General features: G+C 44.5%; 15 protein-coding genes. 6 read left to right on the forward strand and 9 right to left on the reverse strand.

Annotated features, from left to right (window positions below):
• Nucleotides 1-9: 9 nt before the first annotated feature.
• The 4 genes from VGD82_RS10685 to acs form a co-directional block, all read right to left on the reverse strand.
• Nucleotides 10-411 (reverse strand): GFA family protein, encoded by a 402-nt coding sequence (locus tag VGD82_RS10685; protein ID WP_331020374.1) that lies wholly within the window; start codon nt 409-411, stop codon nt 10-12.
• 122 nt (nt 412-533) lie between these two features.
• Nucleotides 534-1181 (reverse strand): hypothetical protein, encoded by a 648-nt coding sequence (locus tag VGD82_RS10690; protein WP_331020375.1) that lies wholly within the window; start codon nt 1179-1181, stop codon nt 534-536.
• Between the two features lie 32 nt (nt 1182-1213).
• Nucleotides 1214-1750, reverse strand: coding sequence for a hypothetical protein (locus tag VGD82_RS10695; RefSeq protein WP_331020376.1), 537 nt, complete (start codon nt 1748-1750; stop codon nt 1214-1216).
• Nucleotides 1751-1959: 209 nt separating this feature from the next.
• Nucleotides 1960-3936 (reverse strand): acetate--CoA ligase, encoded by a 1977-nt coding sequence (gene acs, locus VGD82_RS10700; protein ID WP_331020377.1) that lies wholly within the window; start codon nt 3934-3936, stop codon nt 1960-1962.
• A gap of 134 nt (nt 3937-4070) precedes the next feature.
• On the opposite strand from acs, the gene glnE reads away from it, so the two are divergent.
• Nucleotides 4071-6788 (forward strand): bifunctional [glutamate--ammonia ligase]-adenylyl-L-tyrosine phosphorylase/[glutamate--ammonia-ligase] adenylyltransferase, encoded by a 2718-nt coding sequence (gene glnE / locus VGD82_RS10705; protein WP_331020378.1) that lies wholly within the window; start codon nt 4071-4073, stop codon nt 6786-6788.
• A 70-nt stretch (nt 6789-6858) separates the two neighbouring features.
• On the opposite strand, the gene VGD82_RS10710 is transcribed toward glnE, so the two are convergent.
• The 3 genes from VGD82_RS10710 to dhaL form a co-directional block, all read right to left on the reverse strand.
• Complete coding sequence (locus VGD82_RS10710) at nt 6859-7845, reverse strand: GGDEF domain-containing protein (protein WP_331020379.1); 987 nt, start codon at nt 7843-7845, stop codon at nt 6859-6861.
• 241 nt (nt 7846-8086) lie between these two features.
• The gene (gene dhaK / locus VGD82_RS10715) at nt 8087-9076 is read right to left on the reverse strand and encodes a dihydroxyacetone kinase subunit DhaK (protein ID WP_331020380.1); all 990 of its coding nucleotides are present in this window, start codon (nt 9074-9076) and stop codon (nt 8087-8089) included.
• Nucleotides 9077-9103: 27 nt separating this feature from the next.
• On the reverse strand, nt 9104-9739 hold the full coding sequence (dhaL, locus tag VGD82_RS10720; protein WP_331020381.1) for a dihydroxyacetone kinase subunit DhaL: 636 nt from the start codon (nt 9737-9739) through the stop codon (nt 9104-9106).
• Nucleotides 9740-9808: 69 nt separating this feature from the next.
• Between dhaL and VGD82_RS10725 the strand changes: the two genes are divergently transcribed.
• Both VGD82_RS10725 and VGD82_RS10730 read left to right on the forward strand, forming a co-directional pair.
• On the forward strand, nt 9809-11176 hold the full coding sequence (locus VGD82_RS10725; protein ID WP_331020382.1) for an ATP-binding protein: 1368 nt from the start codon (nt 9809-9811) through the stop codon (nt 11174-11176).
• A 69-nt stretch (nt 11177-11245) separates the two neighbouring features.
• On the forward strand, nt 11246-11884 hold the full coding sequence (locus tag VGD82_RS10730; protein ID WP_331020383.1) for a response regulator transcription factor: 639 nt from the start codon (nt 11246-11248) through the stop codon (nt 11882-11884).
• A 69-nt stretch (nt 11885-11953) separates the two neighbouring features.
• On the opposite strand, the gene VGD82_RS10735 is transcribed toward VGD82_RS10730, so the two are convergent.
• Nucleotides 11954-12826 carry a DMT family transporter gene (locus VGD82_RS10735; protein ID WP_331020384.1) on the reverse strand — a complete coding sequence of 291 codons (873 nt, stop codon included), beginning with the start codon at nt 12824-12826 and terminating at the stop codon, nt 11954-11956.
• A gap of 24 nt (nt 12827-12850) precedes the next feature.
• Nucleotides 12851-13960: an aromatic ring-hydroxylating dioxygenase subunit alpha gene (locus VGD82_RS10740; protein WP_331020385.1), complete on the reverse strand. Its 1110-nt coding sequence runs from the start codon at nt 13958-13960 to the stop codon at nt 12851-12853.
• Nucleotides 13961-14306: 346 nt separating this feature from the next.
• On the opposite strand from VGD82_RS10740, the gene VGD82_RS10745 reads away from it, so the two are divergent.
• The 3 genes from VGD82_RS10745 to VGD82_RS10755 all read left to right on the forward strand — a co-directional run bounded on the left by VGD82_RS10745 (nt 14307) and on the right by VGD82_RS10755 (nt 17783).
• A complete protein-coding gene (locus VGD82_RS10745; RefSeq protein WP_331020386.1) occupies nt 14307-15488 on the forward strand; it encodes an aspartate aminotransferase family protein in 1182 nt (393 codons plus the stop codon).
• A gap of 59 nt (nt 15489-15547) precedes the next feature.
• Nucleotides 15548-16462 (forward strand): ornithine carbamoyltransferase, encoded by a 915-nt coding sequence (gene argF, locus VGD82_RS10750; protein ID WP_135276503.1) that lies wholly within the window; start codon nt 15548-15550, stop codon nt 16460-16462.
• A gap of 100 nt (nt 16463-16562) precedes the next feature.
• Nucleotides 16563-17783, forward strand: a complete 1221-nt coding sequence (locus tag VGD82_RS10755) for an argininosuccinate synthase (RefSeq protein WP_331020387.1) — start codon at nt 16563-16565, stop codon at nt 17781-17783.
• The last annotated feature ends 57 nt before the right edge of the window (nt 17784-17840 follow it).

Consider the following 17840-nt stretch of genomic DNA (forward strand, 5'->3'; position numbering starts at 1 on the left):
GCCAGAAGCTCACAGGTGGGCAAAGAATGCGGGTGTGCTTTGCCATTTGTCACTTAGTCCGTCCACGTAAGTGACGGGAATTTTTGAAAGGTCCTCGTCCGTCACATCGTTTAGACAGCCAACATTAACGCCATACATTTTGCCGATGGGAGTTTCATTGCCAACACCAAAACAGCGAACGCCGCAGTGCTTGCAGAAATAATGATAGTTTTTCTTGGTATTAAACAGATACTGCGTTAGCTCAGACTCCCCAGTAAGTAAGCGGAATTTTTCTGGCATGGTTATAGCCGCCCAGAAGCGAGTGCGCCTACATATAGAGCAGTTGCAACGGAATGAGCTTTGAGTGAAGTCAAGCTCGGCCTCAAAAGTGACTGCACCGCAATGACAGCTACCGCGATATGTTTTTAGCACTATAAATTCTCCTCAGTAACATAGAGCTATATTTTACGTTTGAGTTAAGAGGCTCGCTTTTGAGCAGTCCCGCTTGAGCGTAAGGTTAGACATGGTTACAGGCATACAACGCAAGTATATTGCTAGCCGTTGTATGCAAAAACAACCCTTCGCGTTTCAGGAATGACTATTATCATTCCAATACGGCCATAAGCAAAAAAGTTGCCTTTCTTGGAAATTGCCGTATCAATTGCATTTGCAATAACTGGATCTAACGGAATGCCGAAGCCATATTTAAGTAAATAGGTTTCAATTTTTGGCACAAATGTATCTTGTGTGGTTTTATTACCAGATTGCGTGTATGACCAACTATCGTTATAAGAAATTGGGGTGCTATACCACTTTTCAAACTGCCCATGCCAATCGTGACTGTCGCCAGATAGAGGCTGCAGTGAAGAAAAGTAATCAATGCCAATCTTGCTTATTTGTTCACCAATGGTGTCTGGTAGCTCATATACGATTACTCCTGTTTCATTGCCACCTGGACCAAAGCCCCAAGACTCCTCGCTAGCGTAAATGATTTTCTCAACTTTAAGCCCTTCTGGAATGTAGCTAAGTCTAAGCTGCTTTTCAAAGTGTTTGTAATAAATGACTGAGCTAGAAACTAATACGGCAAAAACGATTAGTGATAAAATAGGAAATCGGATTACGCAACGAACAGACACATAAAGTAAACCGCCAACGAGGGCGAGCAATAGCAACGGTATAGCAACTATTAATATTTGCGTCATGAATGCCTAACGTTTGACATAAGGGGCGCGCTTTAGCGCGTCCCGCTTGATGGATGGGTTAGGCTGCATAAGGCGGTACGCAGAAACACGAACACATCTTGTGCGCTCCAAATATGACCTGGTAGCGAACAATAGCCTCGTAGCCACAAGGCACCTTCGATGCAGCGCAAGTAAAAGCCCTTTGGAACATCTTCATCGGTGCTCAGTTCTGCTGACGCAATAGTGATTGAACCTGTTGGCGCTTGATTCTCTGTGGCGGGTTGACGGATAGCTCCTTCTGCTTGTTCCAGCATAAAAAGGCGTAGATGAGGACCCAACTCAAGTGGGCAAAGAGCCATTCCTTGACTTGCGGCACTTTGAATTATCTGATCGAATGTTCCGCCCTCCAATAAGCCGAGTGCAGCCACGGTTACTTGAACGACCTCGACTTGGTTGCGAACTTGAGATGTAGTGAAACGTTCATCTGAGAAAAGTACTTCCGCTAGAGGATTCAGGAGGATTTGAGCTTCGCGAAGTTGCTTAAGCAGTTCTTGCTTTTCGACACCACCGACAAACAATTTCAAACTCACTAGACACTCCCGCTGCGATGCCGATACATCCAGCCTAACGTAAAATAGCCATCCTATTTGACGCAAAACTTTGCGTCAAAGAATGATTTTTTATTATGGTGTTGATTATATTTTTCAATAAAATCATTATATTAGTAATTTTTAGTACTGCCTAATTTTAATATCAAAATGCGGCGGGCTGATATGGGTATCTACACGCCGAATTTCCATTACTTAACCACCTCTTTTAGCTGATCTAAAATCGCAGGGTTATCTAGTGTTGAAATGTCTGAAGTAATCTCTTCACCTCTTGCTAGTGTACGCAATAATCTACGCATGATTTTGCCTGAGCGGGTTTTAGGCAGGTTGTCACCAAAGCGGATTTCATCAGGTTTGGCGATAGGGCCAATCTCTTTGCCAACCCATTCGCGTAGTTCAGCTACAATTTTCTTCGCTGCGTCACCTTCTGGGCGAGGGCCTTTCAGTACCACGTATGCGACTATAGATTCACCTTTAACATCATGTGGTTTACCTACAACAGCAGCCTCAGCAACTAGGTGGTTAGCTACTAAGGCAGATTCAATCTCCATCGTCCCTAAGCGGTGGCCGGACACATTTAGTACGTCATCAATGCGGCCCATTATAGTGAAGTTGCCTGTTTTTGCATCGCGAATTGCTCCGTCGCCAGCTAGGTAAGTCTTGCCACCTAAATCCAATGGGTAGTAGCTGGTTTTATAGCGCTCTGGGTCGTTGTAAATTGTGCGTATCATGGATGGCCATGGTTTTTTAATCACCAACAGGCCGCCAGTGCCCCAAGGTACGTCTTTACCTGTTTCATCCACCACATCAATATCAATACCAGGGAAAGGCAGGGTACAGGAGCCCGGCACTAACGGTGTAGCACCAGGTAGTGGTGTAATCACATGGCCGCCTGTTTCTGTTTGCCAGAAAGTATCGGCAATTGGGCAACGGCTGCCGCCTACATTTTCAAAGTACCACATCCATGCTTCTGGGTTGATTGGTTCACCAACAGAACCAAGCAAGCGCAGGCTAGATAAGTTGTAATTTTTTGGGGCTACTTCTGGTGTAGTTTCAGAAGCTTTAATCAGTGAGCGAATTGCCGTTGGCGCAGTATAAAAGATAGAAACTTTATGTTTTTCTATCATTTGCCAGAAGCGGCCAGCATTTGGGTAGGTTGGGATGCCTTCAAAAATAATTTGTGTTGCACCCATCGCAAGTGGGCCATACGCCACGTAGGAGTGGCCGGTAATCCAGCCCACATCGGCCGTACACCAGAATACATCGTTTTCATGAATATCAAACGTCCAACGCATAGTGTTCATGGCGTGTAGCAAATAGCCAGCAGAGCTGTGTTGCACGCCTTTTGGCTTGCCAGTAGAGCCTGATGTATAGAGTAAGAATAGCGGATGCTCTGCATTGACCATCACTGGTTCGCATGTGTCAGCTACGTTTGTAATCAGGTCATGCCACCAAATGTTGTTGCTGTTCCATGCAATGTCTAGCCCGGTTTTTTTCAGTACGACAACTTTTTCAATCACATCACAGCCACCCATTGCAATGCCTTCATCCACGGCAGATTTCAATGGTAGTGTTTTGCCGCCACGGAACTGACCGTCTGATGTGATCACTGCTTTCGCGCCAGCATCAATAATGCGCTCGTTTAAGCTTTTAGCTGAAAAGCCGCCAAATACCACTGAGTGAATCAGGCCGATACGTGCACAGGCTTGCATTGCCACTACGGCTTCAATACCCATTGGTAAATAGATAATGACGCGGTCACCTACGCTTAAATTCAGCTTTTTTAGGCCGTTTGCAAACTGGCAAACGCGATGGTATAAGTCTTTATAAGTAACTTCTTGTGTAGTGCCGTCATCGCCCTCAAAAATAATGGCGACTTTGTTCGGAATTGTGTTTAAGTGCTTATCTAAGCAGTTGGCAGAAACATTGAGCTCGCCATCTTCAAACCATTTGTAGAAAGGGGCGTTGTCTTGATTTAGGGTTTTGGTGAAGGGTTTGTTCCAGACCAGTAGTTCCCGTGCGAGTTTTGCCCAGAAACCTTCATAATCAGCGGCAGCTTCTGCGCAGAGCTGATTGTAAGCCACCATGCCTGAGACATTCGCATTTTTAACAAAGTCTGCGCTTGGCTCAAATACACGGTTTTCGTGAAGAACTGATTCGATTGACATGCTTAAAATCCCCTTAAATCTTTATGACCCGTTTATAATTTGGTGCAAGGACATCTAACTTATAAAAGATAGATAACCATTAAAAGTAAGTTAGTTACGTATGTGTAACTACGCCATATTACATGAAAAATCTTATGCTAACACTCGATAATTTATTATCTCTAAACCGCGCCCCTGCTAGTGATGAGGCTTATGTACTGCATGCAGTATCTTGCAGTCCGTTTGTAGAAAGATTGTTTCGAAAAGATGCGCTTTTACTGCAAGATTCGTTACAAAATCATCAGAAATCCTACCTGTTGGGTGAGATGCAAAATTTTTTAGCAACGCAGCATATTGTTGATGAAATTAGCTTAAAAAAATCCCTACGTTTGCTGCGTAGTCGAGTCATGGCTCGGATGATAGTGAGAGACCTGAACGGGTTAGCTGACCTACAAGAGGTAATGACAATAACATCCCAGCTGGCGGAATGTGTTATCAATAGCGCGATTAAATACCTACATGAGTGGCAGGCGGCGGTTTATGGTCAGCCTGTGGATGCACAGGGTAAATTACAGCAGCTAATTGTGATTGGCATGGGTAAGTTAGGCGGCGGCGAGCTCAATGTTTCATCTGATATTGATTTGATTTTTGCATACGAGTCAGATGGTGCAACACAAGGTGCTAAATCAATTAGCAATCAAGATTTCTTTTCGCGTTTAGCTAAAAAGCTGATTGCTGCGATTGATGAAATTACAGAAGATGGTTTTGTGTTTCGTGTGGATATGCGCTTACGGCCATTTGGCTCAGAAGGCGCCATTGTGTGCAACCTCGATGCGCTTGAAGACTACTATCAAAACAATGGGCGAGAGTGGGAACGTTACGCGTGGATTAAAGGTAGCGAGGTAACAGGCGGAGATGAGGTTTCACGTTTATTAAAACCATTTGTATTCCGCAAATATTTAGATTTTGGTGCGTTTGCCAGTATGCGCGATTTAAAGATCCAGATTCAGCGGGATGTTAATAGTAAAGGCATGCACGACAACATCAAGCTGGGGCGTGGTGGTATTCGTGAGATTGAGTTTATTGCGCAGGTGTTTCAGTTAATACGCGGCGGGCAAGATGTGAGTTTGCAAATCAAGCCTACTTTGTCAGTACTGCGCTTACTGAGCAATAAGGGGCTGCTGCCTATGCAAACAGTGGCAGAACTGAGTGAAGCCTATGTGTTTTTAAGAAACCTAGAGCACCGTTTAATGTATGTGGATGATGTGCAAACACAAGAACTGCCTAAGTCTGATGATGCTAAAGCACGCATTGCCAAAGCCATGAATTATGAAAGCTGGTCAGCATTCTTACACCAACTAGACCAGTATCGCGCGCAAGTACAGCAGCATTTTGATGCTACGTTTAATGACGCAGAGGCGGTTGATGACGCACTAGAGGCTGAAAAGTCTGTGTGGAACGCCTCGGTGGGCGAAGCTGAGGCGATAGATGGCCTATATCGTATGGGGTTTGCAGAGGCAGATGAAACTTATCGCCGTTTAAATATTTTGCATCAAAGCAGCCGATACAAACAGCTGCCGGAGCTGAGCCGCCAGCGATTTGATGCCGTGATGCCGCATGTAATTTCACAGGCCGGAAAAGTAAGTAATTCGGACGTTACCTTAACTCGCGTGACTGATTTACTGGAAAGCATCTGCAGACGTGCCAGCTATTTAGCACTTTTGGCCGAGCATCCGCAAGCTATGCAATTGCTGGTTAAATTATGCAGTAGCAGCCCGTGGCTTGCTAATTATTTAACCAGTCACCCTATCTTGTTGGATGAGTTGTTAGATGACCGTACTTTGCATGCTGCGCCTGATTTTGCAGCAATGCGCACCGAGTTGCTACAAAGGTTGGCAGAAGTGACCGGCGATGTGGAGCGGCAAATGGATGTGATGCGTCATTTTAAGCATGCTTATATCTTTCGTTTTGCGGTACAGGACCTTAACGGCGAGTTGCAGTTAGAAACTATATCTGACTACTTGAGCGCATTGGCTGATTTGATTTTGAGTGTGGCTTTAGAAGTGATATGGCCCAATGTACGCGGTAGGCATCTAGATGTACCGAAATTTGCAGTCATCGGCTATGGAAAACTAGGTGGCAAAGAGTTAGGTTATGCATCAGATTTAGATATAATATTTTTATATGATGACGAAGCACCAGAGGCCAGCGAGGCTTATGCACGTTTTGCACAGCGCATCAATAACTGGTTTAACAGCTTAACTTCAGCTGGTTTGCTGTATGAAACAGACTTACAGTTGCGCCCGGATGGGAATAGCGGCCTGCTGGTGAGTAGGGTAGATGCCTTTAGAGATTATCAGTTAAACAAAGCTTGGATATGGGAACATCAGGCACTGACACGTGCTCGCTTTGTAGCCGGTGATAGTGCCATTGGCCAAGCTTTTGATGCCATTCGCGCCGAGGTGATGACGCAGGCACGTGATGCATCTGTGCTTAAAGCTGAGGTGCTGTCTATGCGGGAGCGCATGCGCAAAGCTCAGCATGTGAGCGAAGGCCTGTTTGATTTGAAACAGGGCATTGGGGGCATTATTGATGTAGAGTTTTTAGTGCAGTATCTGGTGCTATTGCATGCGCCTAGTTACCCAATGTTGACTGGAAATATCGGTAATATCGGTTTGCTGAAACAGATGGCAGCCTTAAAAATTATAGATGCAGAGCTAGCAGAAAATGTGGCCGCTGCTTATAGAGAGTACCGCCATATGCAGCACAGGCTGAAGTTGCAGGGAGCTACACAGCTGCACATTAAAGCGGAAGAAATTGCCTTTCAAATCACTAAAGTCACTGCATTATGGAATTTAGTTTTCGGGAGTTAAGCTTTTTGGAAATTAACTTTCGTCTAAATAGAGTGTAAGCAGGGTATAGGCTACGGTTATCTGTATCTAACTAGAATAGCTCGATTTCGCCTTCTTTTTTATTTTCTTGCAAACTGCCGTTGGCAATCAATAACTCGTATGAGTCTACACGATTGCGACCATTATTTTTTGCGTAATACAATGCAGTATCTGCGCGGTCTATAATCTGACTAGAGGTGTCAAAGGTTGATATCTCGGTAAAACCAGCACTAACAGAAACCTTGCCCACCTGCGGGAACTCAAAATTGGCGACTTTTTGTTTAAAGCGCTCAAAAATATTTTGAATATCAACCGTGCTACTGCACTCAAAAAAGCCAACAAACTCTTCCCCGCCAAAGCGGAATAGTGGGTCAGCCTCTCTAAAGCTTTGACGCATAAGCTGAGAGAACATTAACAGCACTTCATCGCCAATTAAATGGCCAAATTGATCATTAATTTTTTTAAAGTGATCAATATCAAAAATCGCTAAAAAGTATTTTTGGTTAGTTTTATCTTCCTTGCGATTACTGCCACTATGCATTTGCGCAAGAATTTTATTGATTTTAAAGTCGAAAGTTTTACGGTTGAGTAAGCCGGTAAGCGTGTCGCACTCGTTTTCGTTATTGAGCAAAATGAAGTTTTGATAAATATCCAATATCATACAAACGGAGTTGTATAAATGCTCATTGGTATGGTCAGCATCAATCGCAATCACGCTGTCTACATGCCCCATGGTGCCGGTAATTGGGTGGAGTTTTATGGCGCGCTGTGCGTCAACTCGATAGGTATGTGGGTTGCCGGTATGCAGGCAATTGAGAATCGCCCGTTTAAAGTCAGCAGGCATGTCTACGCTGCTTGAACTACTGTCTTCAGCTAATGCGGTGATAGATTGTTTTTTTAAGTCACTCACATGGTAGATAACGACGATTCTTTTCGATTCGTTATGGTTGAAGTTGATGAAGTCTGTGAGTGTCTTAATTAGCGCAACTTGCAGGGATAGGTCATCGCGCTCTTTTGTGAGTGTTACTAACTTACTCAATAACGAATTGATGCAGTATGTTTGCAAGATTTTATTTGATATAGGTGATTAAATGCCTAAAAACTTAATCATAATCAAGTTAGTTTATGACCGATTGATTCTCATACTATCATAACTTTTCACGTTGCTGAGCTTAAGTAAATTACATCTCCATGCGTATGGTGAAATAATGTTTTTGCCTAACCCTTTCGGGTGATAATTCATTGTCTCAAATGGTTGTTTTCTGTTTTTTTTACTGTAATTATCGCCCCCATCTTAACGCAGTAGTATGCACTGGGCTATCCCAATGCTGTTTGATTTCTGCGTCTAACAGGCACAGCGTAATAGATGCGCCTGCCATGTCTAGAGCCGTTGTGTAGTTGCCAACTAAAGAGCGGCTAATTCTAATATTGTGCTTAGAGAATAACTTGGATGCTGTGTTGTAAATTAGGTACAACTCCATTAGTGGGGTAGCACCAAAACCGTTAATCAGGAGCAGGGCTTCGCTGTCTTGTGCAGGCTGCAACGCGTCCAAAATGGAGTTGACCACGTCTTGAATAATTGCATCAGCTTCGCGCATCGCTTCGCGCTTACGGCCAGGTTCACCATGGATGCCCACGCCCATTTCAAGCTCGTTATCGTTAATGTCAAAAGTAGGGCGGCCAGCAGCGGGCACCGTACAGCTAGTGAGCGCAACACCCATGCTTGCGGTACGGCTGTTCACTTTATCTCCCAGTGCTTTACACGCTTGCAAATCAGCACCCGTTTCAGCTAGGCTACCTACACATTTCTCTACAATCACAGTGCCAGCCACGCCACGCCTACCGGTTGTATAGGTGCTATTAATCACAGCGCAGTCGTCGCTGGTGAGCACCGTGGCAGATTCAAATGGCAACATCTCTGCTGACATTTCAAAATTCATTACATCCCCGGCATAATTCTTAACAACAAATAAAATCCCTTTGTCTGCATGCACAGCCTCTGCCGCCGCTAACATTTGATCAGGCGTGGGCGAGGTAAATACATGGCCAGGGCAGGCGGCATCTAACATGCCATAACCAATATAACCAGCATGTAATGGCTCATGTCCTGAACCGCCCCCAGAAATGATAGCTACTTTGTTACTGGCTTTTTGCTGACGTGTTAAAAAGAGTGGGTCGGTATTTAGCTCAACTAAATCATGATGCGCTGAGGCGAAGCCACTGAGGCTTTCAATTAATACATCGTCAACTTTGTTAATAAACTTTTTCATCCCACGTCCTTTTATCACGCGTCTTTTTTATGGTTGATTCGCTAGCACTTGCTTACAAACCGCATTAATCATTAACTGGCAGCTTTTTGCACCTGGATCTATATGTCCAATCGCGCGCTCACCCAAGCCGGCGGCACGCCCCTTGGTGGCGATTAGTGCCTTTGTTGCAAGCATGCCTTCTTCGGCGGTGTGCGTCAGAGCTTGGCAGATTGCTTTGATATTGGAATCTGATGCAGCGAGTGCAGAAAACTGCTGTGCTACGGGAATCAGCACATCCAGCATGGTTTTTTCACCCAAAGCTGCTTTGCCGCGCAATTGTACGGCCGCTACCCCTGCGGCAAAGGCTGCGGCATAGGTGGTGATCGCGTCATCATTTTTTTCTTTAAGTACTTTGGCCATACTCATGAAAAAGCTCGCTAGTAGAGGGCCGGATGCGCCGCCTATCGTGCTGAGTAATTTAAGGCCAATTTTGTTGAGGGCTGCATCTGCGTTGAGCGTTGCAAGCTCTGTATGCAACTCAGTAATCGCTGCTGCACCGCGTTTCATATTGATATAGTGGTCACCATCTCCAATCGCGCGGTCTAGTGATTCTAGTTCTGATTCATGGTCAAGAATGGCGTCGCGTATGGAGTCAGCCGCTGATAAGATAAATGATGTTTTCATGAATAACACTATATAGCGAATTGATTAAAGTTGTTAAACTCTACACATGTCATAAAGTGATTTCAACTCATGAGCTTACGTTTTCGTTTAAATTTACTGATTACCTTATTGTCGTTGGCATTTATCTTGGTGGTAGGGTCTATCTTGGTGACAGATACCCGAATTTCAATCCGTGAGCGTGTTGAAGCAGCCAGCAGGGTGACGGTGCAGTTGCTGGACACTGTGATTATTGGCTCGACGTTAAATCCGGAAATGGGGCCTACACACGTTGTGCTGCAAGGTTTTTTGGCTTCTTTAGGCTATGTGCGCAGTAGCCGCATCACGCTTTATGATTACCGGGGTTATGAGTTGTATCGCTCCCCTGAATCCACCTTTAAAAGTGATGTAGTTCCACCACAATGGTTTGTAAAGTTAGTACAGCCTAAGGTTGAAACAGTAGAGCGCAGAATTCGTTATGGCACTTTAGTTGTGCAGTCTAGCGCAGCTGGCTCTATACGTGAGGCGTGGGCTGGTTTTAATCAGCTGATGTGGGTTGGTTTGGCATTTTTTATTATCCTGAACACTTTGGTTTACTTACTGTTAAGTCATTCACTTAAGCCGATTGGCCGAATTTTAGGAGCAATCAACCGTATAGAGCAGGGCGACTTAACGACGCGCTTGCCTACTTTTTCGTTGCCTGAGTTTGACACCATAGGCCACAGCCTGAATCGGATGGCCGAATCATTAACAGCCGAGCGCTTGTTGGAAGAAAATAGGCAGCTCACGCATTTGATTCAAAAGCATATAGAAGAAGAGCGTCGTAGCTTGGCGCGCGAACTGCATGATGAGCTTGGTCAGTATGTCACCGCGATTAAAACTTTTGCAGTAGGTATTGCCAATAAAGCTAAGGCAAATAGCAGTGGTGCGGGGATGGCTGAGATTGCATCCAGTGCGCAGGTAATTGTTTCAGCCGCTAATCAAATTTATGATGGTATGCACAATATTGTGCGCCAGTTGCGGCCTGGTGCGCTTGATAACCTGGGCTTAGCTGAAACGCTAAAAGACTTAGTCAGCAGTCACCAGTTGCAGCATCCTAAACTCAATATTCAGCTTCATTTGTCTGAAAACCTGCAATCAGGCAACTTGCAAAGCCTAGGTGAAACTATCAGTATTAATCTGTATCGAATAGTGCAGGAGTCTTTGAATAACGCTTTAAAATATGCCAAGGCCAGTACAATAGAAGTGCGGCTGAACAAAATGTCTGATGGCGAACTGCAATTAAGCATTAAAGATAATGGCATCGGTATGGATATTAACGCTGTTGACCAAACTAGCCATTTTGGTTTGCTGGGTATGCGAGAGCGTGTGCAGGCATTACATGGTACTTTTGTGATAGCGTCTGCGCCTAGCCAAGGCACCACAATTAACATCAAGGTGCCAGCCAGTAACGCTGGCTAACATGTTAAACGAGTTAACAAATGCAGCAAATTAATGTAATTGATATGCCTAAGAGCAGAAGGTAAGTAAATGAGTCAAATTAATGTGATGTTAGTCGATGATCACGCAGTTGTTCGTATGGGATTCAAAATGCTGCTTGAGTCTGATGTCGATATCAAAGTGGTGACAGAGGCCGAAAGCGGTGAGTTAGCGATTCAGCGCTATGTAGAACACAAACCTGATGTAGTGGTGATGGATATCACGATGCCCGGCATTGGTGGCCTAGAGGCAATAGAACGTATTTTGGCAAAAGACAGTACGGCAAAAATTTTAGTGCTGTCTGCACATGAGGACTCTGTGCATCCTAAGCGCGTGCTTAATGCAGGCGCTATGGGTTATCTTACTAAGCGTAGCGCGGCAGAAGAGCTAATCAAGGCAATCAGAACTGTGGCTGGCGGTAAGAAGTACTTAGAGGCCAGTGTTGCACAGCAAATGGCGATTCAACAGCTATCTGGCGACCAAAATCCGGTAGATGTACTCTCGCCTCGTGAGTTTGAAGTGTTTATGGCGCTGGCTAAGGGTAAAACCACGAATGAAATTGCCGAGACTTTGTTTTTAAGCCCACGTACCGTCGGTACGCACCTGTACAATATTAAGCAAAAATTAAATGCCAATAATTCGGCAGAAATTGCTTTAATCGCAATGCGTAGCGGTTTGCTCGACGCTTAAATTAAACACAAAATGGTAATAGCAGCAGATTGCCGTTAGGCTCCACAATTGGTTTTGAGCGGAACTGCTTTAAACCTTAGCGGGGGTACTACGTATGCTGATAACCCCGCTGAGTATAATCAAGCCGATTGCCAGCCATGCGTCCACGCTCAGGTGCTCATGCCACCAAATAACCCCAAATATACTTGCTAATAAAATCGTCACGTAAGCAAGGCTAGCCACGACTAACGTATCTCCAGTGCGGTAGGCGCGAGTCAGTGCAAGCTGTGCAATGGTGGCTGAAACACCTAGACCTACTAAAGTCAGTGCGTCAGACCATGCTAAGGCGTGGAAGTGGTCAAATAGCATCCATGCGCCAGCGCAAACTGAAGAAACCAACGTAAAGTAAAATACAGTACGCCAATCGGGCTCATTTGCCTGACCTAGTTGCTTAACATGAATGTAAGCCAGTGCCGCTCCCGCTCCTGACAATAAGCCTAATGAGCCAGCTAGCCACTGTGATTGGTTAATGGTGGGTTTTAATAATAAGGCCACGCCAGTAAAGCCAATAGCAAGTGCGATAAATAGTATTTTTTTTGGTTTTTCATTAAGTAGCAGTGGTGTGAGTACCGCTAAAAACAAAGGTGATGTGTAGTTGAGTGTAATGGCGGTGGCTAATGGTAAATTTGCGATCGCATAAAAAAATAAAATCAGGGCAGTAAAACCAACCGCTGAGCGCGACATTTGTTTGCGCATTACGGGCGTGGCAAGCGGTAGTTTATTGTAGACAATGAACATGCCGATAAATACCAAACCAAATAAAGAACGATAAAACACAAGCTCGGCGCTGCTGAACTTCTGGGCGCCAAGCTTGACCAGCGCACCCATGATAGCAAAGCCTAATGCGGCAACGAGCATCCATAAACTACCTAAATTAGGGAGTTTAAAGCTAAGCTTTTTCATGCATATGCCCAGATAGCTTCATGCTTAAGCGGGCGTGAGATGTTGCTGCATTTGTTTGCGATACCATTGGTGAAAGTGCTCCATACCTGTTTCCATCGGGTGTTGGTATGGACCACGCTCGTCAATGCCTTGCGCAAACAGGGCATGACGCCCATCGTGCATACGTTGGCAGATGTCATTGTCTTCCACTGCGGTTTCATCATAAGCGGCTTGTTGCGCAGCAACGTATTCACGCTCGAATAAAGCAATGTCTTCCGGATAGTAAAATTCAACGACATTGGTGCACGCGTTAACGCCACGTGGGATGATGTGTGATACTACCAATACATTCGGATACCATTCAATCATGAGGAATGGGTAGTACACCATCCAGATTGCACCGTACTTAGGTGTTTTGTCGCCATGGTATCGTGCAACCTGCTCTTGCCATGCCTGATAAGTTGGTGAACCCGCTTTGTTAACTGACGGTTTAAATCCTACCGTTTGCACGCTGTAGTTAGCACCAAACTCCCAGTTCAGTTGGTCGCAGTTTACAAATTGGTTAAGGCCTGGGTGAAAAGGGCCAACATGGTAGTCCTCTAAGTACACTTCAATAAAGGTTTTCCAATTGAAGTTGTACTCTTCGACTGCCACGCGGTCCAGCATGTAGCCTGTAAAGTCAAAATCTTGTTTGCTGCCTAGGCTTGCTAGGTCTTTTGCAATGTCGCGTTTGGTGTCAAACAGTAAACCTTGCCAATTTTGTAAGGTTTTTTTGTCAAGATTCAAGCAAGGGTTTTGCTCAAAATGCGGTGCACCTAGCAACTTGCCTTCCAGGTCATAAGTCCAGCGGTGCAGGGGGCATACAATATTTTTCGCATGTCCGCGCCCTTTTAGCATTAAAGCTTGGCGATGCCTGCATACATTACTCAGTACATTAATGCCATCTTGTTGGCGTACCAAACTCTTAGCTTGCCCCATCCAGTCTAGTACATGGTAATCACCAACGTTAGGTACCATTAGTTCATGGCCAAGGTAGTGCGGTGCATTGGCGAATAAATGCTGCTGCTCTAGGGCGTAAGTGTTTTCATCAACATACCAAGAGACTGGTAGTTGAGATGCTGTGTCTTGTGGGGAAACCAAAGTTAAAGATGCCATAAGAAAAAATGATTGGCAGTTAAAATTTTAGGGATGGCGATTTTTGCCTAAATTGCTATTTTTATCAAGTCATTATTATATAATTATCTATAAGTTTTGTGCTGTAAAACTTGCCAATGTTGAGGTTTTCGGCTACTCTCGTGAGAGTTTCCTTACCCTTCACTTAAAATTTAAATACCATCTTTTTAAATTAAATAAACCAGAGATGTTGTCGCGATTCTTAATCAATTTATGAATTGCGGGATTTTTATTTTTGTAGGATTCAGCAATGCGGCCTGTAGTGGGGTTTTGCATTGCCTAATAACTAGTACGTCTAAAATAACTTGTATTTGAGTAAATAAAAAAAATGTCAGACCATTTAATGAATACCTATATGCGTCAGCCTGTTACCTTTATTAAAGGTAAAGGCGTTTGGCTATGGGATAACCATAATGAACAATATCTTGATGCATTATCAGGCGTAGCGGTAAACGGCTTAGGCCATGCGCACCCTAAATTGGTAGATGCCATTGCCAAACAAGCCGCCAATTTGATTCATGTTTCTAATATCTATCAAATTGCAGAGCAATCAGCACTGGCTGATAAGCTATGTGAAGTGTCTGGTATGGATAAAGTGTTTTTCTGTAACTCTGGCTGTGAAGCCAATGAAGCGGCTATTAAGTTAGCGCGTTTATACGGGCACAACAAGGGAATCCATAACCCTGAAATTATTGTGATGGACCAGTCTTTTCACGGACGTACATTAGCCACACTGTCTGCAACTGGTAACCGTAAAGTGCAGGCGGGCTTTGACCCCCTTGTGAGTGGTTTTATCCGCGTTCCTTATGACGATGTTGACGCAGTGAAGCAAGTAGCATTGCACAACCCGAATGTGGTTGCGGTGCTCGTGGAGCCAGTGCAAGGCGAAGGCGGTGTGAATATTCCTAAAGATGCAGGTGCGTATTTAGAACAGTTGCGTGCGATATGTGATGCAAATGACTGGTTGCTTATGCTGGATGAAGTGCAAACGGGCATTGCACGCACCGGTACTTGGTTTGCATTTCAGCATACCAATATTAAACCGGATGTCATGAGCCTAGCTAAAGGTTTGGGTTCTGGCGTGCCGATTGGCGCCTGTGTTGCTAGCGGTAAAGCGGCTGAAGTATTTACCTACGGTAAACATGGCTCAACTTTTGGTGGTAATCCTTTAGCTACGGCTGCAGGTTTGGCGACTCTTAATATTATTGAAGAAGAGAAATTACGCGAGAATGCCGAAAAGATTGGCAATTTAATTCGCGAAGGCTTTGCTGCGGAGCTTAAAGGTGTTCTAGGTATCGTGACTGTGCGTAATGCAGGCATGATGATCGGTATTGAGTTCGATCGCCCATGTGGTGATTTAGTGAAAATGGCCTTGGAAGCTAAATTACTCATTAATGTGACGGCAGAAAAAGTGGTGCGTTTATTACCTCCGCTTGTGATGAACGAAGCTGAAGCAAAAGAGCTTGTGAAGCGCTTATCAGCCTTGATCAAAACATTTTTATCACAGTAAATCATTTACAACATAACTAACTGTAGTCTGTTTTAATAAAACTTGAACTACCAAAGATGATGGCAATAAAACACTTTTTACAATTTAATGATTTAAACCGTGACGAGCTTGAGTATGTGTTCGAGCGTACTCGTTGGATCAAAAGCCAATTCAAGGATTATCAGCAATATTGGCCATTACAAGACCGTACATTGGTGATGATCTTTGAAAAAGCCAGTACACGTACACGCCTGTCATTTGAGGCTGGTATGCAGCAATTAGGTGGATCAGCTATTTACCTTAACACTAGAGACTCGCAGTTAGGTCGTGGCGAGCCGGTGGAAGATGCAGCACAAGTTATCTCACGTATGAGTGATTTGGTGATGATTCGTACCTTTGAGCAAGAAATCATTGAGCGTTTTGCCGCCAACTCACGCGTACCGGTGATTAACGGTTTAACCAATGAGTATCATCCGTGCCAGATTCTGGCGGATATTTTTACTTACATTGAGCACCGTGGCTCTATTAAAGGTAAAACCGTGGCTTGGATTGGTGACAGCAATAATATGTGTCACACTTGGCTACAAGCCGCTGAGTTATTAGACTTTAACGTACACGTGTCTACGCCGCCAGGTTATGAGGTTGAACCTGAGCGCGCTAACTTATATGGTACTGACCACTTTGAAGTGTTTGCTGACCCAATGGACGCCGCCCGCGGTGCTGACTTGGTAACTACCGATGTATGGACCAGTATGGGTTTTGAGGCTGAGAACGAAGAGCGTATGCGCGACTTTGCTGATTGGCAGGTAGACAGCGACATGATGCGAGTAGCTGCGAAAGATGCTTTATTTATGCACTGTTTGCCCGCACACCGTGGTGAGGAAGTTTCTGCCGAAGTAATTGATGGCGTGCAAAGTGTAGTTTGGGATGAGGCTGAGAATAGGCTGCATACCCAAAAAGCACTGATGGAATATTTGTTGTTAGGAAAGCTTTAGTTAACAATTGACAGGCTGTTGCGTTGAACACGGTGTTTGCAAACATGTGTATTTAACCCTTGGCAGTGAGTTGCGAAATATCTATAGATAGAAAGAGATCATGAGTAAAGTAAATAAAGTAGTGTTGGCCTATTCAGGCGGTTTAGATACTTCAGTTATTTTGAAATGGCTGCAAGATGAGTATAAATGTGAGGTTGTGACTTACACGGCTGATTTGGGTCAGGGTGAAGAGTTAGAGCCTGCACGCGCAAAAGCAAAGGCAGCTGGTGTAAAAGAGATTTTTATTGATGACGTGCGTGAAGAATTTGTACGTGATTTTGTATTCCCAATGTTCCGCGCTAACACTGTGTATGAGGGCGAGTATCTGTTAGGTACGTCTATTGCACGTCCGCTTATTGCTAAGCGTTTGATTGAAGTGGCACGTGATACTAATGCTGATGCGATTTCACATGGTGCAACCGGCAAAGGTAATGACCAAGTGCGTTTTGAGCTTGGCGCTTACGCATTAAATCCTAACATTCAAATTATCGCTCCGTGGCGCGAGTGGGATTTACTGAGCCGTGAAAAATTGATGGCATATGCTGAAAAACACGGCATCCCTGTCGACATGAAACACAAGCAAGGTGGTAGCCCATACAGTATGGATGCGAACTTGTTGCATATTTCCTATGAAGGCCGTCATTTAGAGAACCCAGCTGCAGAGGCTGAAGATTCTATGTGGCGTTGGAGTGTGAGCCCAGAGAAAGCGCCAGATGCAGCTGAGTATTTAGATATTGAATATGTAAATGGTGACCCGGTAAGCTTAAACGGTGAGCCAATGAAGGCACACGAGTTACTTGCCCATTTAAACAAAATTGGCGGTAAACACGGCGTAGGCCGTTTAGACCTAGTTGAAAACCGCTATGTAGGCATGAAGTCACGCGGTTGCTATGAAACACCCGGCGGTACTATTTTGCTTAAAGCGCACCGCGCGATTGAGTCTATTACCTTAGACCGCGAAGTAGCGCATTTAAAAGATGATTTGATGCCACGTTACGCCAGTATGATTTACAACGGCTACTGGTGGAGTCCTGAGCGTCTTGCCTTACAAACGCTAATTGATCATACGCAAAAAACAGTCAACGGCTGGGTGCGCGTAAAACTATACAAAGGCAATGTGATTGTGACGGGCCGTGATAGTAAAACTAACTCGCTCTTTGATCCTAACATCGCTACTTTTGAAGATGATAAAGGCGCTTACGATCAAAAAGATGCAGGCGGCTTTATTAAGCTGAATGCATTGAGAATGCGTATCGCAGCAAACTTAAGAGATAAAAAGTAGACACAAAAAAAGTGCTGGTATTTAAAGGGTGATTGCTCTGTGTAAATCACTCTTCAA

Origin of the sequence: Methylotenera sp., from assembly GCF_036401095.1 — a bacterium.
In the GTDB taxonomy this organism is placed as follows: domain Bacteria; phylum Pseudomonadota; class Gammaproteobacteria; order Burkholderiales; family Methylophilaceae; genus Methylotenera.